The sequence below is a fragment of the Nonomuraea sp. NPDC001636 genome, assembly GCF_040298265.1.
In the GTDB taxonomy this organism is placed as follows: Bacteria; Actinomycetota; Actinomycetes; order Streptosporangiales; family Streptosporangiaceae; genus Nonomuraea.
Genome location: NZ_JBEOZT010000056.1, coordinates 1 through 19,518 on the forward strand (window position 1 = coordinate 1; position 19,518 = coordinate 19,518).

The 19,518-nt window shown below is 74.3% G+C and carries 18 protein-coding genes; 10 read left to right on the plus strand and 8 right to left on the minus strand.

Going from position 1 to position 19,518, the window contains the following annotated elements:
- Positions 1–204 precede the first annotated feature (204 nt).
- The gene (locus tag ABT158_RS49575; RefSeq protein WP_352366212.1) at positions 205–669 is read right to left on the minus strand and encodes an iron chaperone; all 465 of its coding nucleotides are present in this window, start codon (positions 667–669) and stop codon (positions 205–207) included.
- Between the two features lie 62 nt (positions 670–731).
- Positions 732–1,187, minus strand: coding sequence for a carboxymuconolactone decarboxylase family protein (locus tag ABT158_RS49580; RefSeq protein ID WP_352366214.1), 456 nt, complete (start codon positions 1,185–1,187; stop codon positions 732–734).
- A gap of 180 nt (positions 1,188–1,367) precedes the next feature.
- Here ABT158_RS49580 and ABT158_RS49585 point away from each other — a divergent pair, with 180 nt between their 5' ends.
- Entirely contained in the window at positions 1,368–3,842 is a 2,475-nt protein-coding gene (locus ABT158_RS49585; RefSeq protein WP_352366216.1) for an ATP-binding protein, read from the plus strand.
- On the opposite strand, the gene ABT158_RS49590 is transcribed toward ABT158_RS49585, so the two are convergent.
- Positions 3,826–6,549 carry a helix-turn-helix transcriptional regulator gene (locus tag ABT158_RS49590; RefSeq protein WP_352366218.1) on the minus strand — a complete coding sequence of 908 codons (2,724 nt, stop codon included), beginning with the start codon at positions 6,547–6,549 and terminating at the stop codon, positions 3,826–3,828. The genes ABT158_RS49585 and ABT158_RS49590 overlap by 17 nt on opposite strands.
- Before the next feature lie 128 nt (positions 6,550–6,677).
- On the opposite strand from ABT158_RS49590, the gene ABT158_RS49595 reads away from it, so the two are divergent.
- Positions 6,678–7,292: a dihydrofolate reductase family protein gene (locus ABT158_RS49595; RefSeq protein WP_352366220.1), complete on the plus strand. Its 615-nt coding sequence runs from the start codon at positions 6,678–6,680 to the stop codon at positions 7,290–7,292.
- A gap of 42 nt (positions 7,293–7,334) precedes the next feature.
- Here the strand turns inward: ABT158_RS49595 and ABT158_RS49600 are convergent, their stop codons facing one another.
- The gene (locus tag ABT158_RS49600) at positions 7,335–8,720 is read right to left on the minus strand and encodes an MFS transporter (protein ID WP_352366222.1); all 1,386 of its coding nucleotides are present in this window, start codon (positions 8,718–8,720) and stop codon (positions 7,335–7,337) included.
- 372 nt (positions 8,721–9,092) lie between these two features.
- Here ABT158_RS49600 and ABT158_RS49605 point away from each other — a divergent pair, with 372 nt between their 5' ends.
- Positions 9,093–9,506, plus strand: a complete 414-nt coding sequence (locus tag ABT158_RS49605; protein WP_352366224.1) for a VOC family protein — start codon at positions 9,093–9,095, stop codon at positions 9,504–9,506.
- A gap of 284 nt (positions 9,507–9,790) precedes the next feature.
- Positions 9,791–10,615, plus strand: coding sequence for a nitroreductase/quinone reductase family protein (locus ABT158_RS49610; protein ID WP_352366226.1), 825 nt, complete (start codon positions 9,791–9,793; stop codon positions 10,613–10,615).
- Positions 10,616–10,622: 7 nt separating this feature from the next.
- Here the strand turns inward: ABT158_RS49610 and ABT158_RS49615 are convergent, their stop codons facing one another.
- Positions 10,623–11,819: an MFS transporter gene (locus ABT158_RS49615; protein ID WP_352366228.1), complete on the minus strand. Its 1,197-nt coding sequence runs from the start codon at positions 11,817–11,819 to the stop codon at positions 10,623–10,625.
- An 83-nt stretch (positions 11,820–11,902) separates the two neighbouring features.
- Between ABT158_RS49615 and ABT158_RS49620 the strand changes: the two genes are divergently transcribed.
- Complete coding sequence (locus ABT158_RS49620) at positions 11,903–12,361, plus strand: winged helix-turn-helix transcriptional regulator (protein WP_352366230.1); 459 nt, start codon at positions 11,903–11,905, stop codon at positions 12,359–12,361.
- Between the two features lie 37 nt (positions 12,362–12,398).
- Here ABT158_RS49620 and ABT158_RS49625 read toward each other — a convergent pair whose 3' ends face one another.
- Positions 12,399–12,833, minus strand: coding sequence for a nuclear transport factor 2 family protein (locus ABT158_RS49625; protein ID WP_352366232.1), 435 nt, complete (start codon positions 12,831–12,833; stop codon positions 12,399–12,401).
- Between the two features lie 83 nt (positions 12,834–12,916).
- Between ABT158_RS49625 and ABT158_RS49630 the strand changes: the two genes are divergently transcribed.
- Positions 12,917–13,297 carry a winged helix-turn-helix transcriptional regulator gene (locus ABT158_RS49630; protein ID WP_352366234.1) on the plus strand — a complete coding sequence of 127 codons (381 nt, stop codon included), beginning with the start codon at positions 12,917–12,919 and terminating at the stop codon, positions 13,295–13,297.
- Between the two features lie 47 nt (positions 13,298–13,344).
- Here the strand turns inward: ABT158_RS49630 and ABT158_RS49635 are convergent, their stop codons facing one another.
- Positions 13,345–14,142, minus strand: a complete 798-nt coding sequence (locus ABT158_RS49635) for an endonuclease/exonuclease/phosphatase family protein (RefSeq protein ID WP_352366236.1) — start codon at positions 14,140–14,142, stop codon at positions 13,345–13,347.
- A gap of 74 nt (positions 14,143–14,216) precedes the next feature.
- On the opposite strand from ABT158_RS49635, the gene ABT158_RS49640 reads away from it, so the two are divergent.
- From ABT158_RS49640 to ABT158_RS49650, 3 genes are all read left to right on the plus strand, one after another.
- A complete protein-coding gene (locus ABT158_RS49640) occupies positions 14,217–14,771 on the plus strand; it encodes a TetR/AcrR family transcriptional regulator (protein WP_352366238.1) in 555 nt (184 codons plus the stop codon).
- Between the two features lies 1 nt (position 14,772).
- The gene (locus tag ABT158_RS49645) at positions 14,773–15,129 is read left to right on the plus strand and encodes a hypothetical protein (protein WP_352366240.1); all 357 of its coding nucleotides are present in this window, start codon (positions 14,773–14,775) and stop codon (positions 15,127–15,129) included.
- A 151-nt stretch (positions 15,130–15,280) separates the two neighbouring features.
- Entirely contained in the window at positions 15,281–16,807 is a 1,527-nt protein-coding gene (locus tag ABT158_RS49650; protein ID WP_352366242.1) for a serine/threonine-protein kinase, read from the plus strand.
- A 10-nt stretch (positions 16,808–16,817) separates the two neighbouring features.
- Here the strand turns inward: ABT158_RS49650 and ABT158_RS49655 are convergent, their stop codons facing one another.
- Complete coding sequence (locus ABT158_RS49655) at positions 16,818–18,212, minus strand: aminotransferase-like domain-containing protein (protein WP_352366244.1); 1,395 nt, start codon at positions 18,210–18,212, stop codon at positions 16,818–16,820.
- Positions 18,213–18,303: 91 nt separating this feature from the next.
- Between ABT158_RS49655 and ABT158_RS49660 the strand changes: the two genes are divergently transcribed.
- Positions 18,304–19,443, plus strand: a complete 1,140-nt coding sequence (locus ABT158_RS49660) for an aminotransferase class V-fold PLP-dependent enzyme (protein WP_352366246.1) — start codon at positions 18,304–18,306, stop codon at positions 19,441–19,443.
- Positions 19,444–19,518: the final 75 nt, after the last annotated feature.

Genomic DNA, 19,518 nt, shown 5'->3' on the forward strand with positions numbered 1-19,518 from the left:
ATGTCCATCGAGATGCGCGACACCGACGAGGACGTCTTCCGCGCGGCGGAGGAACTCGGTATCGATCTGTCCCGGCGTGAGCCGAGCAGCGTGGACGAGGTCTGACGGTCCCGTGCTCCACTGCGGCGCGCCGGTCCGGAGCAGGGTCCGGCGCGCCGCGGTGGAGCAGGGCCGCAGGGGGTCCGCCGGGGGTCCGCCGGGGGCTCAGCCCGCGGCCTGCCGCACGAGGGCGGCGATGCGCGCCTCGGCGTCGGGGGTCAGCTCCTTCAGCGCGAAGGCGCTCGGCCACATGGCGCCGTCCTCAAGGGTCGCCCCGTCGTTGAAGTCGAGGGTGGCGAAGCGGGACTTGAACTTGGCCGCGGGCTTGAAGAAGCACACGACGCTGCCGTTCCTGGCGTAGGCCGGCATGCCGTACCAGGTCTTCGGCGTCAGGTCCGGGGCGGCGGCCCTGATGATGGCGTGCACCGCCTCGGCCAGCACCCGGTCGTCCTCGGCCATCTCGGCGATCTTCTCCAGCACGTCGCGCTCGCCGTCGGCGGCCGATGCCTTCCCGCCGCGCCGCGCGGCCTTCTTCAGCTCGCTGGCATGCGCCTTCATCGCCGCGCGCTCGTCCTCGGTGAAGCCCTCGAAACCCTTGTCGGACGCGGCGGTGTTCTTCGTGGTGCCCATGGTGAAATCTCCTCCTGTGTGGGGTGAATGCTAGTACTGACCGTTTTATGGTTGGGTGCCGCTCAGCCCCACGCGCCGGCGATCTGCCGGGTGGTGGCGTTGAGCCGGTTGAACAGGTTCGTCACGCCGATCATCAGCACGATCGAGGCGAGCTGCTTCTCGTCGTAGTAGGTGGCGGCCCGGTCCCAGATCTCGTCGCCGACCGCGTCGGGCCGGTCGGCCAGGCGGGTGGCGGCCTCGGCCAGCTCCAGCGCCGCCCGCTCCTCCTCGGTGAAGTACGGGGCCTCCCGCCAGGCGGCCACCGTGGCCAGCCGCTCCTCGCTCACCCCGGCCTTGCGGCTGCCCTTGACGCCCGCGTCCACGCAGGCGCTGCAGCCGTTGATCTGGCTGATCCGCAGGTGCACCAGCTCCAGCGTCGCGGCGTCCACCCCGCCGGCGTGCACCGCCTTGAACAGCTCCTGGATCGACTGCATCGCGCCGGGCAGAACGAAGGCCGGGTTCTTCATCCGGGACTGCATGGTGGTTTCTCCCTTTTTCCCTGGTCGGCGCCCCGTCCCCCGGGGCGTGACTCCATCTCAGCGCAGCGGCCCCGCCGCGACGATGCCCGTGGGACACCGTGGGACAGCCGGAATGCCGGTGGCCTGCGGTGATTCGTCCGGGTAAGTTTCTTCCGCGACGGGACAGAGAGGCAGGAACGCGTGACTCGACAGCAGACGGCGGACCCCCAGGACGAGCTGGCCAACCGCCTGCGCCTGCTCCAGGAGCTCTCCGGGCACGGCGTACGGGCGCTCGCCCGCGAGACGGGCCTCAGCTCGTCGTCGTTGTCGCGCTACCTCAGCGGCCAGTCGGTGCCGCCGTGGGCCGCGGTGATCGAGCTGTGCCGCCTGGTCAAGCGCGACCCGCGCCCGCTGCGCCCGCTGTGGGACCGGGCGGCCAACCCCCTTCCTGCGCCGCCCAAGGCGAGCCGCCAGGTCCAGCCGCCCTCGGCGCCCGCCGGGGCTCCCCGTCCGCCGCGCAACGACCTGCCGCGCGACGTGCCGGACTTCACCGGGCGCGCGGCCCATCTCGACGCCGTGCTCGCCGCGGTCGCGCAGAGCCGGGTGGTCGCCGTGGACGGCATGGCGGGCGTCGGCAAGACGTGCCTGGCCGTGCACGCCGCGCACCGGCTCGCCGCCGACTACCCCGATGCCCAGCTCTACCTGGACCTGCACGGGTTCACCGACGGGCGGGAACCGCTCGACCCCGACCCCGCGCTGCGGTCGCTGCTCGCCGCGCTCGACGTGCCCTCGGAGAAGATCCCGCAGGAGGGCGGCATCGAGCCGCTGGCCGCCTGCTGGCGGGCCGAGCTGGCCGGGCGGCGGGCCGTCGTGGTCCTCGACAACGCCGCCGGCGCCGACCAGGTCCGCATGCTGCTGCCCGGCGCGGGCGAGTCCGTCGCCCTGATCACCAGCCGCAACCGGCTGCTGGGCCTGGAGGAGGTGCCGCCGGTCTCGCTGGACGTGCTCACCCCGCAGGAGAGCGCCGAGCTGCTGGCCCGCGCCAGCGGCGACCCCAGCGGGCCCGACGGGCGGCTGGCCCAGGACCCGCAGGCGGCGGCCGAGGTGCTGCGGCTGTGCGGCCACCTGCCGCTGGCCCTGCGGCTGGCCGGGGCCCGGCTGCGCCACCGGCCAGGCTGGACCGTCGGCATCCTGGTCGAGCGCATGGCCGAGGGGCCGAGCGAGTTCGACACCGCCTTCGCCATGTCCGTACGCCAGCTCGACCGGGCCCAGCGCCGCCTGTTCCGGCTGCTGGGCCTGCTGTCCGGGTCCTCCTTCGACGACTACGTGGCCGCCGCCCTGGCCGGGGTGCCGCTGCGCGACGCGCGGACGATGCTGGAGGACCTGCTCGACGCCCACCTCGTCCAGCAGCCCTCGCCCGGCCGGTACACGCTGCACGACCTCGTCCACCAGCACGCGCGCCGGGCCGCCGAGGAGCAGGACACGCCGGCCGAGCGGGAGCAGGCGCTGGGCCGGGTGCTCGACTACTACGTGCACGCGGCGGCCGCCGCCGATGCCGCGATGCCGTACGAGTCGGGCAGCCGGGCCGCGTCCGCGGGCAGCCCGCCGGCTGCGCTGCCGGCGTTCGGCAGCAAGCACGCGGCGCTGGGCTGGTTCGGCGCGGAGTACACCAACCTCATGGGCGCCTTCGAGGTGGCGGTCGCCACCGGCGCCGACGCGCACGCGTGCGAGCTGCCCCGCTTCATGCGCGCGTTCTTCGCCCGGCGCTGCGGCACCACCCACCTCAACGTGCTCTTCGAACGGTCGCTGGCGGCGGCCGAACGGCTGGGCGACCCGTGGCAGCTCGCCGAGGCGCACAGCGACCTGGGCTTCGCCCGCTACAACGCGGGCCGCATGGCCGAGGCGGGGGCCGCGTACGAGGCGGCGGCCCCCCTGGTGTCCCAGGCCGGCGACGCCCGCTCCGCGGCGGACCTGATGATGCGCCGCGGCTACCTGAGCTGGGACGAGGGCCACGTCGAGGAGCCGCTCGACCTCTTCAGGCAGGCGGCCCGGCTGTACGACGACGCCGGCTGCCCGACGGGCGCGGCCCACGCCGCCGCCGACGAGGCGTGGGCGATGCTGCAACTGGGACGCCGGGAGGAGGCGGCCCGGCTGGCCCGCGACGTGCTGGCGCGGACGCACGGCGAGCCCGGCTGGCCGGCCACGCTGACCGCCCGGATCACCCTCGGCATGGCGATCGTGCACGAGGAGCCGGGCGAGGCCGCGCAGCACCTGACCGCGGCCCTGGAGCTGGCCCGCGAGGACGGCCACAAGCACAACGAGGCGTGGTGCCTCAACTGCCTGGGCGTCGCCCTGCGCCAGATGGGCCGCCACGAGGAGGCGCTGGAGAGCCACCGGCAGGCGTTCGCCCTCCTGGACGAGCTGTTCGAGGAGCACTGGAAGGTGCACTTCCTCTACGGCTACGCCGAGACCTGCCGCCTGGCCGGCCTGCCGGAGGAGGCGCTGCGCCTGCACCGCCAGGCCCTCGACCTGGCGCCCAAGGTGGGCGCGCGGCACAAGGAGGCCCTGGCCCACGAGGGCATCGCGGCCGTGCTCGACGAGAGCGACCCGGCCGCCGCGGCCGAGCACCGCGCGGCGGGCCAGGCCATCCGCCGCGAACTCAACCCGGACGCCTGACCCCGTCTTCGGCGTGCTCGTCCTCGTTCCGGTCACGGGCGGCGGTCGCGCGGGCCAGCTCGGTGCGGTTGGCGACCTGGAGCTTGGCGTAGACGTGCGCCAGGTGGGTCTTGACCGTGCCCCGGCTGACGAACAGCCGGGCGGCGATCTCCGGGTTGGACAGCCCTTCGGCGGCCAGCCCGGCCACCGACCGCTCGGCGGGGGTCAGGCTCGCCCACCCGGAGTCGGGCCGGCGGCGCGGCCCCCGCGCGCGGGTGGCGTGGGCGACCGCCGCGGCCAGGTCCATCGCGCGTCCCCGCTCGACGGCCGCGCGCAGTTCGCGGCCCTCCGCGCCGTCGGCGGCCGGGAGGGGGCGGGGCGCGGCCCCGAGGTTCGCGCGTGCCCGCTCGGCGGCCCCGGCCAGCACCCCGGCCGTCCTGACGGCGCCGCGCCGCAGGTCGAGCAGCGCCAGCGACTCCAGGCCGGCCACCAGGCCGAGCACGAGGTCGTGGTCGGCGTGGATGCGCAGGGCCTCGTGGTGCAGCCGCAGCGCGCGTTCGGGGTCGCTGTCGTGGGACAGCAGCGCCAGCTCGTCCAGCACCCCGGCGCGCACGCGCGGCATGCGCTCGGTGACCGGCGACCGCGACAGGGCGTCCAGCAGCCGTGTCGCCGCCGCTGCCTCGCCCGTCCTGCGCAGCGCCGCCGCCAGCACGAGCTGGGTGTCGGGCGCCAGCCACGCCGCGTCCGGCTCCTCCTGCCAGCGGCCCTCCCGCCAGCACCACTCCACCGCCTCGCCCGGCCGGTCGTGGCCGAGCGCGAGCATCGCCTGGCAACGCTCCCACCCGGTGATGAACGGCAGCCGCCCGAGCCCGTCGATCAGCCGGTCCACGGGCTCCAGGGCGGCGGCGGCCTCGTTCAGGCGGCCCTGCAGGATGCGGATCTCCGCCAGGACGACCCGGGCCGAGCCGGTCCAGTGCAGGTCACGCAGCGGTTCGGCGGTCTCGACGGCCCGTCCGGCCAGCTCCGCGGCCCGCTCCAGCGCGCCCGACCGGGCGGCGGCCAGCGCCCACCAGCCCAGCGCGAAGGAGGCCACGCCGCGGTCGCCGCGCGCCACCAGCCGCTCCACGGCCCGCTCGAAGCACTCGATCGCCCGCCGGTAGTCGTCGCCGAGCACGTGCACCAGGCCGGCGATCGCCTCGGCGCTGTCGGCGACGAACCCGTCCCCGGCCCGGACGGCCTCCTCCCGCACCGCGCGGGCCTCGGCCAGCGCCTCGGGCAGGCCCGTCGCCAGCAGGCCGAGCGCGATCAGCGGCCCGGCCGGCCGGGCGGCCTCCGGGGCGCCGGCCGCCGCGGCCAGCTCCCGCGCCGCCCGCGCCACCTCGAACGCCTCGATCCCCGGCTCGGCGGTGTTGAGCACGAGCGCCAGCGCCGCCAGGACCCGGGCCTGGAGCGGGCTGCGCTCGTCCGCGCCGAGCGCCGCGGCCCGGCGCAGCAGCGCGGCCCCCTCGGCGCCGCGCCCCTCCAGGTGCCACAGCCACGCGCAGTCCGCGGCCAGTCGCCGCCCCAGCGCCGGGTCCGGACGCGACAGCCCCCACTCGATCGCGGCCCGCACGTTGGGGTAGGCGGCGCCGAGCCGCGCCCGCCAGGCGTCCTTGTCGGTCTCCAGCAGCGGCGCCAGCTCCACCGGCAACGACGCGTGGACGTCCAGGTGCAGGTCGCGCGCGGCGCTCTCCTCCCGCGCCGCGGCCAGGCGGTCCAGCGCGTACGCCCGCACCACGCCGAGCATCCGGTACCGGGCCACCGGGCCGGTCGTGTCGGCCACCACCAGCGACTTGTCGATCAGCCCCCGCAACGCCCTGAGCAGACGCCCGGCGCCCGGCCCGCCCAGCTCGGCCAGGCGGGTGACGGCGTCGGCGGTGAAGCCCGGCTCGAACACCCCGGCGCGCCGGAACAGCACCCGCTCGTCGTCGTCCAGCAGGTCGTGGCTCCAGCTCATCGACGCCTGCAGGGTGCGCTGGCGGAAGGGGGTGGTGCGGGCGCCGCCGTCCAGGAGGGCGTAGGGGGCGCTCAGGGAGTCGGCGATCTGGGCCAGCGACAGCGCGCCCGCCCAGCCGGCCGCCAGCTCCAGCGCGAGGGGCAGCCGGTCGAGCCGGTCGCAGATCCGTCTGGCCTGCGATTCGGCCGTCCGGTCCGCGTCCGGGGCGCCGGAGCGGACGCGTTCGAGGAACAGCTCCAGCGCGTCGGCCAGCCTCATCGGCGGCACCGGCCACACCCGCTCGCCGGGCACGCCGAGCCTGGACCGGCTGGTGGCGACCACCGCCACCCGCGGGCACTCGGCCAGGACGGCCGCGACGACGCCGGCCGCGTCGTCCAGCACGTGCTCGCAGTTGTCGACCACGACGAGGAGCTCGCGCTCGCGCAGCGCGGCGGCCAGCACCGGCACCGGGTCCCGGTCGGCGGGCAGCGGGACGTCCAGCGCGGCGGCCATCCGGCGGCCGACCTGGCCGCCGTCGGTCTCCTGCTCCAGGCCGACCCAGAACACGCCGTCCGGCCACGCCCCGGACGCCGCCCGGCACAGGCGCATCGCCAGCCGGGTCTTGCCGCACCCGCCGGGCCCGGTCAGGGTCAGGACCCGCCCGGCCGCCACCGCCTCGCCGGCCGCCGTCAGCTCCTCGGCCCGGCCCACGAACGACGACAACTCTGCCGGAACATGACGGACATCAGACATCGCCCGAAGTATGCCAGCAAACAGGCCAGGCATTCGGCGGCATCTCTGCCAGGTGGCCGATGTTCCCGGCCCGCCCGGACGGCAGGATCGTACCCATCGCACCGAACACCTCACCAGGAGAGCCGGACATGACGCAGTACGACAACATCCAGGGCCGCAGGGTCGTCGGCAACATCTCGCTGTCCCTCGACGGCCGGGTCAGCGGCCCGGGCGGCGAGTACGACATGAGCTGGATCGTCCCGCACGCCCTCAGCGACGGCGCCCGCGACCACATGATCCGGGTGACCGGCGCGGCCACCACCGTCCTGCTCGGCCGCAGGAACTACGAGGGCTTCGGCTCCTTCTGGCCGGCGGTCGCCAAGGACGAGGACGCCGACCCCCGCGACCGGGCCTTCGCCCGGTGGCTCGACGAGACCGAGAAGATCGTCTTCTCCTCGACCCTGACGGACGCGCCGTGGCAGAACTCCCGCCTGGCCGGGACCGGCCCCGCCGAGGAGGTCGAGCGGCTCAGGAAGCAGACCGGCGGCGACGTCATCGTCCTGGCCAGCGGCAGCGTCATCAAGGCCCTGCTGGAGGCGGACGCGCTGGACCGGCTCAGCATCACGCTCTGTCCCGAGGTGGCCGGCGGCGGCGCCCGGCTGTTCGAGGACGGCCTGCCCGCCACGCACTGGTCGCTGACCGACCTGACGACCACCGAATCGGGCGCGATCTGCCTGCTCTACGACCGCCTGCGCCAGGGCTGAGCTCAGGCCCCAGGTCAGTCAGGCCACAGGTCAGGCCCCAGGTCAGGCGGGGAGCGGGGCGGCGGTGGCGCGGTGGCGGGCGAAGGTGAGGGCGACGACCGTCCCGAGCAGCATGCCCGCGGCCGCGACGAGCACCGCCGTGCGCATCCCCGAGGCGAGCGCGGGCCCGGTGGCCTCGCCCACCCCGCCGGCCGCGACCAGCACCGCGAGCCCGAGGGCCGCGCCGACCTGGAGCGCGGTGGACGCCATGCCGGAGGCGATGCCCTGCTCGCCCGCCGCCACGCCGGTGGCCGAGGCGATCCACATCCCGGTCCAGGTGAGGCCCTGGCTGACGCCCGACACGACGATGCCGGGCAGCACCCCCCAGTACGAGCCGTCGGCGCTGATCCCCATCGCCAGCAGCGCGGTGCCCGCCGCCCCGCCGACGGTGCCGAGAAGCAGCGTCACCCGCATCCCGATCCGCCCGGCCAGCCGCCCGCCGAGCTGGGTGCCCAGCGCGATCAGCAGGGACGGCACCAGGAACGCCAGCCCGGTCGCCACGGCGCCGTACCCGAGCACGGTCTGGAAGTAGACGGTCAGGAAGTACGGCAGCGCGTTGAACGTGGCGCCGAAGACCAGGATGACCGCGACGGCCGGGGTGAGGCTGCGGTTGCCGAACAGCCGCAGCGGCATGAGCGGGTCGGCGCCCGCCTTCTCGACCGCGACGAAGGCGGCCAGCAGCACGGCGGCCAGCACGAACCCGCCGGTGATCAGCGGCGAGCCCCACCCCGACTCGGGGCCCTGGATGAGCGCGTAGGCGAGCAGGCTGACGCCGCCGGTGGCCAGCACCGCGCCCGGGACGTCGAACCGGCGGCCCCGCGCGCGGGCCCCGTCGGCGGGCAGCAGCAGCCAGGCTCCGGCGATCGCGACGACGGCGAGCGGCACGTTGACGTAGAAGACCGCCTCCCAGCCCCAGGCGCCGGTGAGCAGCCCGCCGAGCAGGGACCCGAGCGCCAGCCCGCTGGCTCCGGCGCCGCTCCACACGGCCAGCGCCCTGTTGCGCGCCTTCCCCTCGGCGAAACCAGTGTTGACCAGCGCCAGCGTGGCCGGGAACAGCAGCGCGCCGCCCAGTCCCTGCGCGGCCCGCGCGGCGACCAGCGTCCCGGGGCTCTGCGCCAGGCCGCCGGCCAGGGAGGCGAGCGCGAACAGCGCCAGCGCGCCCACGAACATCCGGCGGTGGCCGAGCAGATCGGCCGCCCGGCCGCCGAGCAGCAGGAACCCGCCGTACGCGACGGCGTAGGCGCTGGCCACCCATTGCAGGGTCTGCGGGGAGAAGTCCAGGTCGGCGCCGATCCGGGGGAGGGCGACGAAGACGATGTTGAAGTCGAGGGAGGTGATGAGCTGGGAAAGGGCCAGCAGGGCGAGGATCAGGCCGGGTCGGCGTCTCATGTCCACCTTCATACGATTGTCCGGGAAAGACGTACAGTTCGGGATCCTCGTACAGTTGGGGGACGCTCGTCAAATCACCGGCACGCGGCAATGAGAAGGGGCCCCGCGCGAGATCTCGGTGGCCCCTCGTTCGTGTGCGGGGGACTACTGCTGGTCCTGCGTGCCCTTCGAGGGGAGCGCGTGGGCGAGGGCCGCGCCCAGGCAGAGCGACAGCGCCGCAGTCACCGGTGGGCGATGACAGAAGCCATGGCCGGCGCCGTACGTCTCTCAAGGCCGGTCCAACCGGTCAGGATTCGAGAAGCGCCCGGCCTGGCGTCCTCCGTAGCGTTGCTCCCATCGTCGCAAACGTCTGAAGCACCAAGGAGACACGGCATGAAAGCGCACGTCAGCTCCATCCTCCTCGCCGTCCGCGACATGGAGGCGGCCAAGCGGTTCTACACCGAGGGCCTGGGCTGGAAGATCCAGAACGACTACGGCATCTCGGTGTTCTTCGAGTCCGACGGCGCCTCGCCCGTCGGCTTCTACGGCCGCGAGGGCCTGGCCGGCCAGATCGGGCTGAGCCCGGAGGGCAGCGGGTTCAGCGGGGTCGTGCTCACCTATGTCGTCCGCAGCGAGGCGCGGGTGGACGAGATCATGGAGGAGGCCGAGAAGGCCGGCGCCACGATACTCAAGCCCGCCGGCGCCCTGCCGTGGGGCGGGTACGGCGGCACCTTCGCCGACCCCGACGGCTACGTCTGGAGCCTGGGTTACAGCGAGCAGGGCGAGGACCAGCCCTACGCGGAGTAGCCGCGGCGGGCGCCTCCACGGGAGGTGGTGAGGTCCGGCGCCGGCGCACGATCGCGCCGACGCCGGACCACCGCGCTCCGACCGCGGATCGGCCTGGACGTCTTGTCGGCTTTGCGGAAAATATCTTGATGAAGTAGCGTCACCCCCGTGACTGCCGGGTCGGCCTTGGGCCACGCACCAGAAAGCAGCCCGGCCCTGGCGTGATCGCCCGGCGGGCGCGCGGCCCGCCGCTTCCTCTTCTCCTCCTCAGCACGTCAGAGCAGAGACCTCACCCATGGAGAAGAGTGGATTTCAACAAGCAGGTCATCGACGAGTTCCGCGCCAACAACGGCCAGGTCGGCGGCTATTTCGAGGGAGCGAGACTGCTCCTGCTCACCACGACCGGCGCCCGTTCGGGCAGGCCCCACACCACCCCGCTCGGCTACCTGCCGGACGGCGGCGAGCGCATGCTGGTCATCGCCTCCGCCGGCGGGGCGCCGAGGAACCCCGCCTGGTACCACAACCTGCGCGCCGACCCCCGCGCCACTGTCGAGAGCGGCGTCTTCGTCTTCGACGTCGAGGCGGAGGTCCTGGAGGGGGCCGAACGGGACGCCGCCTTCGCCCGCGCCGTGGAGAGCGACCCCGGCTGGGCCGACTACCAGGCCAAGACGAGCCGGATCATCCCCGTCGTCGCGCTGAAGGTGGTGCCGGGGCCGCCCCGGTCCACCGCGCCCTCCGGCGGGGCGTACCTCAGGCTGGTGCACGACGGCTTCCGCCGCGAGCTCGCGCTGATCCGCAAGGAGCTGGCCGACACCGGACGCCCCGGCCTGGGCGTGCAGTTGCGCGTCAACTGCCTGACCATGTGCCAGGGGCTGCACCACCATCACACCGGCGAGGACACGATGATGTTCCCGGCGCTGGCCGAGCGGCATCCCGCGCTCGCCCCGGTGATCGAGCGGCTGGCCGTGGAGCACGAGCGCGTGAGTGTGCTGGTGGCGGAGCTGCGGGAGGCCCTGTCGGGTGACAACCCGGTGCGGGTGCGCGCGGAGATCGAGCGGCTGACCGACGAGCTCGAAGCGCATCTGGCGTACGAGGAGGAGCAGCTCGTGCCGATCCTCGACCTCCCCTGACCCCCGTTCAGGCCGAGGCGGACCCGCGTGCCGCCGGCGCGGCGGTGAGCCGCCGGGTCGAGACGGCGACGACGAGCCCGAGCACGGCGTAGGCCGCGCCGAGCAGGCAGGCGGCCGGCCATCCCGCGAGGCTGTAGGCCCAGGTGGTGGTGATCGCGCCGAGCGCGGAGCCGAGGGAGTAGCAGGCCATGTACGCGCCGATGACCCCGCTGCTCCGGTCGGGACGCGCGGTGGTGAGCAGGTGCTGGCTGCTGACATGCACGGCCTGCACGGCGAAGTCGAGCACGACCACGCCGGCGATCAGCAGCCACAACGACCACCCCGCCTGTGCGGTCAGCAGCCACGAGGCGGCCAGCAGCGCCAGCGACCAGCCGGTGACCGAGGACGCCAGGCCCCGGTCGGCCCAGCGGCCGGCCCGGGCCGCGCCCAGCGCGCCGGTGAGCCCGGCGAGCCCGAACAGCCCGATCCCGGTGGTGCCCAGGTGCCACGGCGCGGCGCCGAGCGGCAGCGCCAGCCCGCTCCACAACGTGCCGAAGGAGGCGAACAGGAAGAACGCGATCAGCCCCCGGCTGAGCAGGAGCCGATCTCCGGCCACCAGCCGGCCCAGCGACGACAGCGACCGGCCGTACGAGACCCTGGGGCGCCGGACGTCGGCGTCCAGGACCAGGCGGGCGGCGAGCGCGAGCAGCACGCACGACGCGGCGATGACCAGGTAGACCGCCCGCCAGTCGGCCAGCTCGCCCAACAGGCCCGCGACCACCCGGACCCCGAGGATCCCGGCCACCACGCCCGAGGTGACCGTGCCGATGTTGCGGCCGCGCTCGCCGGGCGGTGAGACCGCGGCGACGTAGGCCACCGTGATCTGAACGACCACGGCGAACAGCCCGGCGAGGGCCAGGCCCGCCATCGCCAGGGCGCCGCCGGGCGCGACGGCGGCCACCCCGGCGCCGACCGCCGTCAGCAGCAGGTGGGCCGTGATGAGCCGGCGCCGGTCGAACAGGTCGCCGAGCGGGACGAGCAGCACCAGCCCCGCCAGATAGCCGATCTGGCCGGCGGCGACCAGCCGGCCCAGTGATCCGTCCGCCAGCCCGAGGTCCCGGCCGGCGGCCTGGAGGACGGGCTGGATGCCGTAGACGGGCGACACGGCCACCGCGCACACCAGCGCGAGCACGATCCGTTGCCGTCCGGTCAGTCCTGGCGACATGTCACTCTCCAATTGGTTTCAATATGCAACCGATCGGAGGCTAGGGCATAATGGTTTCGAATTGCAACTGATCGGAGGGTTCAGTGGACGTCACACTCGCTGCCGGAAACGCCTGGACCGACCCGGCCTGCCCGGTCGCCCGCGCCGTCGACCTGGTCGGCGACCGGTGGAGCCTGCTGATCGTCCGGGACGCGATGGACGGCGCCACCACCTTCACCGAGTTCCACCAGCGGCTGGGAATCGCCCGCAACATCCTCACCGACCGGCTCCGCAAGCTGGTCGAGCACGGCATCCTCGACCGGAGGGCCGCCGACGGCAGGCGGCATGCCTACCGGCTCACCGAGGCCGGCCGGGACCTCTTCACCGCCGTCGTCGCCCTGCGTCAATGGGGCGAGCGCCACGCCTTCGCCCCGGACGAGCCGCACTCCGTCCTGGTCGACGGCCAGGGGCGGGAGCTGCCCCGGCTGCACCCGCTCGGCCAGGACGGCACGCCGCTGTCCGCCGAGACCTCCCGCGTGCGGAAGATCACCGCGCCCGGCTAGACCCGTTTCCGCACAGGTGGATCTTCGCGGCCTGCCGTCAGGACGTGATCACGGCGGGGTTTCCCTCGCTCCAGACGCTGGTGATCCTGCGGTGGGTGAACCGCCAGCCGTCCGGGGTGCGGCGCAGCCGGTCGTCGTAGCGGCCCCCGCCAAGGAACTTCTCGCCGTCGGGCAGACCGAGGCGGACATGCTGGGCCTGGTAGTAGCACGTGTGCTCGGCCTCGTCGCCGTGCACTGTGGCGACATGGTTGCCGTTCAGGTGATGGGTGGCGTCGAACCGCTCCACACCGGCACTGATCCTGGCGATGATCGCCTCGGGCCCGCGGAGTCGTTCGCCCGAACCGCTGTACTCCCAGCAGGCGTCGTCGGTGAACAGCGCGCCCAGGGTCGCCCAGTCCCTGGTGTCCAGGGCCGTCGCGTACGCGATGACGGTGTCCACGATCGCGGTGCGGTCTGCGAGTTCCTGAAGCATGAGGCCACCTTCCGGCTTGGTGCACGATTTGATACGGAGTACATGATTGGTGACTGTTGATCCCGGTGGAAGAAGGCACTTTCATGTCCCAGAGTCACATCGATGTGTCAGCCCTGGCCCGCGAGGCGTGCCCGGTCTCGGAGGTCCTCGACCACGTCTCCGGGAAGTGGAGCATCGGCATCCTGGTGGCCGCCGCGCAGGGTCCGGTCCGGTTCACGGAGCTGGAACGCTCGATCACCGGAATCAGCAGGCGCATGCTCACGCTCAAGCTGCGCAAGCTGGAGCGGGACGGCCTGCTCGTCCGCACCGTCCATCCGGTCGTTCCGCCCAAGGTCGAGTACACGCTGACGGAGATGGCCCGGGAACTCCACACGTCGCTGCTGGAACTCACCGACTGGGCCAGGCGACACGGCGCCGCCGTCGCCGCCGCCCAGGCCGCCTACGATCACGAACGCCAGGGTTGACGGCACCCGTCGCCCAGAGGACTCCGTGCCCTTGACGGATCGGAAAGCTAGAGGTCGAGGATGAGGGCGCGGTGGTCGGACACCTCGGGGGCGGCCGCCACCTCGAACTCCTTGACGGCGGCGGGGTCGGAGACGAGCAGGTAGCTCGCGTGCCGTACCGGTTTGCGGTAGCGGGAGGTCCTGGTGTCGGCGGTGCCGACCAGGTCGCGCAGGCCCAGCCCGGCCAGGATCCGGAACGTCTCGCTGCCGGGCAGGAGGTTGAGGTCGCCGCAGACTACGGTCAGGTCGCCGTCCTCGCGCGCGCCGGCGACCAGGGCGGCGAGCCGCCGGGCCTGGGCGCGGCGGGCCGGGGTGTCGGCCTTGCCGCCGGCGTCCCGCAGGCCGTGCAGGTTCACGACGGTGACGAACCGTCGTGCCGGGCGGTCGTAGACGCGTACGGCCAGGGCGGCGCGCGGCCGGTCGCCGGCCGGCCACCCGCCGTGGTGCTCGACGTAGCCGCCGTGCACGAACGCGGACCGTACGCCGACCACGGGCAGCGTCTCGGCGACGAACGTGGCGACCCCGAAGTCCTGCCGGTGCGAGCCGCCCTCCTCGTCCTGGACCGGGCCGGAGTCGCTGACGGCGAACAGCGGCTGGTGGCGGGGGAGGCGCGAGCCGACGTCGGCCAGCAGGTCGGCCCGCTGCGGCAGGGACCGCTCGGCGTCGTCGAACCTGGTCCAGCCGCGCAGGCCGGGCGTGCGCGTCACCTCCTGCAGGCAGAGCACGTCGGCGCCGCACCCCTCCACCCAGGGCGCCAGCTCATGGAACACGGCCCCACCCCACGCGTTCACCGAGACAACCCGCACCCGCTCAACCTAGCGGGACAGTTCAGGAACGAGCGTTCTTGACTGAACGTTCCTTTATTGCCTACGATCGAGGCATGGGACGACCAAGAGGATTCGACGAGGCCACCGTGGTACAGGCGGCGGCGGAGCTGTTCTCGACCCGGTCCTACGACGGCATCTCCATGGACGAGCTGGTGACCCACCTCGGCGTCCACCGCAACAGCCTGTACAAGACCTTCGGCAGCAAGCGCGGTCTCTACCAGGCCGCGCTGAGCTGGTCCCTGGAGCACCACGTCAACCCGCTGATCGACCGGATCGCCGCCGCCGGCGACCTGGCCGGGGCGTTGCGCGTGGCCGCCGCCGAGCCCGCCGCCGCGGTCGGCCTCGACCTGCTGCTGCTGGCCGCGGTCGAACGCGCGCCGGTCGACCGCGAGGTCGCCGACCGGCTCGCCGCCGTGCTGGCCGCCTTCGACCAGGCCGCCAGGGCGGCGTCCGGGAGCGAGGGCGCCGAGGACGACCTCGCCTTCGCGCTCACCGCGGCCCTCCTCGGCCTGCGGCTGCGGGCCAGGGCGGGGACCGCGGACACCGACATCGACCGGGCCGGCGCCGCTCTGGCCCGCCGGCTCACCCACCACCACCAAGGAGCATGACATGGCGAGGATCAGCATTGACGGACAGGCGCTGGTCGTGGAGATCGAGGGCCTGGACAAACTGTGGGCGTTGAAGAGCCGGCTGGTCATCCCGCTGGCCAACGTGCGCGGCGCCACCGCCGACCCCGGCATCGTCGGCGACCCCAAGGGGGTGCGCGCGCCCGGCGCCCACCTGCCCGGCGTCATCACGGCCGGAACGTTCCATCTCAACGGCGAGAAGGTCTTCTGGGACGTGCACGACGCCGCCAAGGCCGTGGTCATCGAGCTGGCCGACGAACGCTACGCCCGGCTCGTGATCGAGGTCGCCGACCCGCGCGCCGCCGTGGCGCTCGTCGAGGAGGCCATCGCCGTCCGGTGACGGCCGCCCGCACCACACACGGTGTGGGGCGAATACAGGACAGGCGCCGTACGCCTCGGCGGGCCGACAATGAGCCCGTGCGACGCCGGGCGGACCCGATCGGCCGTCCCCGGGTCCACGCGGACGACCCCGTACCGGCCCTGGAGTCCCGATGGCGACGAAGTTCCCTCCCCTCTCCCCGGACGACCCCACGTCGGTGGCCGGGTACCCGCTCCGCGCCCGGCTGGGGGAGGGCGGGATGGGCCGGGTCTACCTGTCCGTCTCGCCGGGCGGCCGCCCCCTGGCCCTGAAGGTCGTCAAGCCCGAGTACGCCGCCGACCCGGAGTTCCGCCGCCGGTTCCGCCACGAGGTGCAGGCGGCGCAGCGGGTGCAGGGCGCCTTCACCGCCCCCGTGGTGGACGCCGATCCCGACGCGGCCGTCCCCTGGCTGGCCACGGCCTACATCTGCGGGCCTTCCCTGCACCAGGCCGTGGCCGAGCACGGTCCGCTGCCGCCGGCCACCGTCCGGCGGCTGATCGCGGGGGTCGCCGAGGCGCTGATCGGCATCCACGCGGCCGGGCTGGTCCACCGGGACCTCAAGCCCTCGAACGTGCTGCTGGCCGAGGACCGGCCCAAGGTGATCGACTTCGGCATCGCCCGCGCCGTGGACGCCACCTGCCTCACCCACACCGGCATGCGCGTCGGCACCCCCGCGTTCATGACCCCCGAACAGGTCAGGGGCCGGCCGGTGACCTCGGCCACGGACGTGTTCGCGCTGGGCCAGCTCGCCGTCTACGCCCTGACCGGACGGCCCGCGTTCGGCGAGGGCCCGGCGGACGTGCTCTTCTACCGCATCGCCAACGAGGAGCCCGACCTGCGCGGATGCCCGCCCGCCCTGGCCGGGCCGCTGGCCCGCTGCCTCAGCCGCGACCCGGCCGACCGGCCCGCCCCGGCGGAGGTCGCCGCGCTCGCCGGGGGAGCCGGGGACGCGGCGGCCGGTCCCTGGCTGCCCGCGGCGGTGGCGTCCACGCTGCACACCTACGTGCCGCCGCGCGACTCGCCGACGCGTCCGGCCCGCCCGCGGAAGGCCAGGACGGCCCTCGCCCTCTGGACGGGCGCCGCCGCCGTCGCGGTGACCGCGTCGGCCCTGGCGCTCGCCGGCACCGGCGACCCCGCCCCCGTCACGACGACCGCGCCGCCAGCCGTAACCGTCACGATCCCGGCCACAGCGCTGTCTACAGCGCCTATACGGGCCACCGCCGCCGTGCCCTCCCCGACCCTGCCGGAGTACGAGAAGGAGTACGAGAACGTGCGCTTCACCCTCCCCGGCGGCCCGCCCTGCACCGACTTCTCCCACTTCCAGAACGGCATCGACCTGACCCCCACCGGCCCGAAGGTCACCGTCGGCAGCAACGGCGACCTCGTCTACGACTGCTTCGACGACCAGGTCGCCAAGCTCACCGTCTGGGACGTCACCGGCCAGGAGGCCCTGCTCGACGGCCCCGCGGACCCGGCCGCCTGCGTGGACGCGGTGAACCTGAACCCGCTCGGCTCCTCGCTCACCTTCGCCCGCATGCGGACGGGCATGGGCCTGTGCGTCGTCACGGAGGACCACCAGGTCGTCCACCTCAGGCTGCTCCGCAAGTCCGCCGCCACGCACGCGCTGACCTGGACGGCCACCGCCTGGGCGCAGGGCTGACCCAGAAGCGCTACCGGTCCACCTCCGCGAGCCGCCGCACGGCCTCGGCCAGCTCGGCGTGCCCGGCGGTCGCGGCGAAGCCGAGGCGCAGGAAGGCGGCCGGGAGCTCGGTGGCGAAGTAGCGGTTGCCGGCGCTGACGGCGACGCCGTCGCGGCGGGCCGCGTCGGCGACCACGGCGTCGTCGGCGCCGCCGGGCAGGCGCACCCACAGGTGGAGGCCGCCGGCGGGCACGCGGTCGAGGGTCCAGCCGGGCAGCTCGGCCAGGACGGCGGCGGCCAGCGTCGCGCACCGCTCCCGCAGCGCCGCGCCCAGCGACCGGACGTGCCGCTCCCAGGCGGGGGAGGTGAGCAGGTCGAGCGCCGCCTCCTGCAGCGGGCGGCTGACGAAGAAGTCGTCGACCAGCCGCACGGCGCGCAGGCGTTCCATGACCGGGCCCCGGGCGGTCAGGGCGCCGATGCGCAGGCTGGGCGCGGCCGGCTTGGTGAGGGAGGTCAGGTGCACGACCGTGCCGTCGCGGTCGTCGGCCAGCAGCGGCGGCGGCACCGGCGCGCCGTGGCCGAGGTGGCGCGCGAAGTCGTCCTCGATCACGAAGGCGCCGGCCGCGCGGGCCGTGTCGAGGACCTGCCGACGGCGGGCCGGGGCCAGCACCGCCCCGGTCGGGTTGTGGTAGGTCGGCTGGCAGTAGAGCAGGCGGGCGCGGGTGAGGGCGAAGGCGTCGGCCAGCAGGTCGGGCTTGAGGCCGTCGGCGTCCGTCGGCACCGGCACCGGGCGCAGGCCGGCCGCGCGGGCGGCGGCGATCGCCCCGGGATAGGTGGGCGACTCCATCAGGACGGGGTCGCCCGGCCCGGCGATCGCCCGGAACGCCATGGACAGGGCGCTCTGCCCGCCGGCCGTGACCAGGACGTCCTCGGCGCTCACGCCGCCGCCCGCCATCGTGGCGAACACGCCGCGCAGGGAGGACAGTCCGGCGGCCGGGGCGCGGTCCCAGGCGTCGGGACGGCGGGCCGCGCGGGCCAGCGCGGCGGTCAGGGCGCGGGTGGGCTGGAGCGAGCGGTGCAGGTAGCCGCCGTCCAGCAGGATCGTGCCCTCGGGCAGCGCGCCGACGGCGCCGGTGAGGCTGCGGGTGTCCACGGCCCGGTCGGCGAGGGTGACGCTCTGCCACGCGGTGTCGGGGACGCCGGCGCGCCGCCGCGCCGGGGCCGCGACGTAGGTGCCGCTGCCGGGACGGGTGACCACCACGCCCTCGGCGGCCAGCGCGGCGATCGCCTGGGACACGGTGGCCGGGCCGACCTTGTAGCGCCGGATCAGCTCCCTGCTGCTCGGCAGCCGGTCGCCGGGCGCGAGCCGGTCGATCATCGTGCGCATCCTGGTCGCCAGCTCGGCCGAACTGCTACTGTCGGACATGAGAATCCATGATAGCGCTTCCAGCACTTCGGTAGAACCGCTTCTGGACGTCGCCGCTCTGCGTGCCGACACCCCGGGCGCGGAGGAGGTCGTGCACTTCAACAACGCCGGGTGCGGCCTGCTGCCCGCTCCGGTGCTCGCCGCGATGGTCGACCACCTGCGGCTGGAGGCGCACCTCGGCGGCTACGAGGCAGCCGCCGCCCGCGCGGCGCAGGTCGCCGGCTTCTACGCCGAGACCGCCGCCCTGATCAACTGCGCTCCCCGCAACATCGCCTTCGCCGGCAGCGCCACCCACGCCTTCTCCACCGCGCTGTCGGCGATCCCGTTCGCGGCCGGGGACGTCGTCCTGACCACCCGCAACGACTTCATCTCCAACCAGATCGCCTTCCTGTCGCTGGCCAGGCGGTTCGGGGTACAGGTCGTGCACGCGCCCGACCTGCCCGAGGGCGGCGTGGACGTGCCCGCCATGGCCGCGCTGATGCGCCGGCACCGCCCGCGCCTGGTGGCCGCCACCCACATCCCCACCAACTCCGGCCTGGTCCAGCCGGTCGCCGAGATCGGCCGCCACTGCCGCGAGCTGGACCTGCTCTACCTGGTGGACGCCTGCCAGTCCGTCGGCCAGTACCCGATCGACGTCGAGGAGATCGGCTGCGACCTGCTCACCGCCACGTGCCGCAAGTTCCTGCGCGGCCCGCGCGGCTCCGGCTTCCTGTACGTCGCCGACCGCGTCCTGGACGCCGGGTACGAGCCGCTGTTCATCGACATGCACGGCGCGCGCTGGACCGAGCCGGGCCGCTACGAGCCGGTCGCGACGGCGGCCAGGTTCGAGGACTGGGAGTTCCCCTACTCCGTCGTGCTCGGCTGCGCGGCCGCCGCCCGCTACGCCCGCCGGGTGGGCGTGGACGCCGTCGCCCGGCGCACCCCCGCCCTGGCCGCCGGCCTGCGCGACGGGCTGACCGCGCTGCCCGGGGTGCGCGTGCTCGACCGGGGGCGGCGGCTGGGCGCCCTGGTCACCTTCGCCGTCGAGGGCTGGCAGGCGGAGCCGTTCAAGGCGGCGCTGGACGCGCGGGGCGTCAACTCGGCGCTCAGCTTCCGGCACTTCGCCCAGTTCGACTTCGGGGACAAGGACGTCGACTGGTGCCTGCGCCTGTCGCCGCACTACTACAACACCGAGCAGGAGGTGGACCTGGTCGTCGCGGCGATCGCCGAACTCGCCGCCGCACCCCGGTGACGGGGTCCGCGAACGGCCGACGGCGGTTCCTTCCAGTCATGTCCCAACTTATGGCGAATTTCGCCAGAAGATCTA

Coding starts and splice junctions, on each gene's coding strand:
- ABT158_RS49575 (WP_352366212.1), bottom strand. CDS start 669: ATGGGCACCACGAAGAACACCGCCGCGTCCGACAAGGGTTTCGAGGGC.
- ABT158_RS49580 (WP_352366214.1), bottom strand. CDS start 1,187: ATGCAGTCCCGGATGAAGAACCCGGCCTTCGTTCTGCCCGGCGCGATG.
- ABT158_RS49590 (WP_352366218.1), bottom strand. CDS start 6,549: ATGTCTGATGTCCGTCATGTTCCGGCAGAGTTGTCGTCGTTCGTGGGC.
- ABT158_RS49595 (WP_352366220.1), top strand. CDS start 6,678: ATGACGCAGTACGACAACATCCAGGGCCGCAGGGTCGTCGGCAACATC.
- ABT158_RS49600 (WP_352366222.1), bottom strand. CDS start 8,720: ATGAGACGCCGACCCGGCCTGATCCTCGCCCTGCTGGCCCTTTCCCAG.
- ABT158_RS49605 (WP_352366224.1), top strand. CDS start 9,093: ATGAAAGCGCACGTCAGCTCCATCCTCCTCGCCGTCCGCGACATGGAG.
- ABT158_RS49615 (WP_352366228.1), bottom strand. CDS start 11,819: ATGTCGCCAGGACTGACCGGACGGCAACGGATCGTGCTCGCGCTGGTG.
- ABT158_RS49625 (WP_352366232.1), bottom strand. CDS start 12,833: ATGCTTCAGGAACTCGCAGACCGCACCGCGATCGTGGACACCGTCATC.
- ABT158_RS49630 (WP_352366234.1), top strand. CDS start 12,917: ATGTCCCAGAGTCACATCGATGTGTCAGCCCTGGCCCGCGAGGCGTGC.
- ABT158_RS49640 (WP_352366238.1), top strand. CDS start 14,217: ATGGGACGACCAAGAGGATTCGACGAGGCCACCGTGGTACAGGCGGCG.
- ABT158_RS49645 (WP_352366240.1), top strand. CDS start 14,773: ATGGCGAGGATCAGCATTGACGGACAGGCGCTGGTCGTGGAGATCGAG.
- ABT158_RS49650 (WP_352366242.1), top strand. CDS start 15,281: ATGGCGACGAAGTTCCCTCCCCTCTCCCCGGACGACCCCACGTCGGTG.
- ABT158_RS49655 (WP_352366244.1), bottom strand. CDS start 18,212: ATGTCCGACAGTAGCAGTTCGGCCGAGCTGGCGACCAGGATGCGCACG.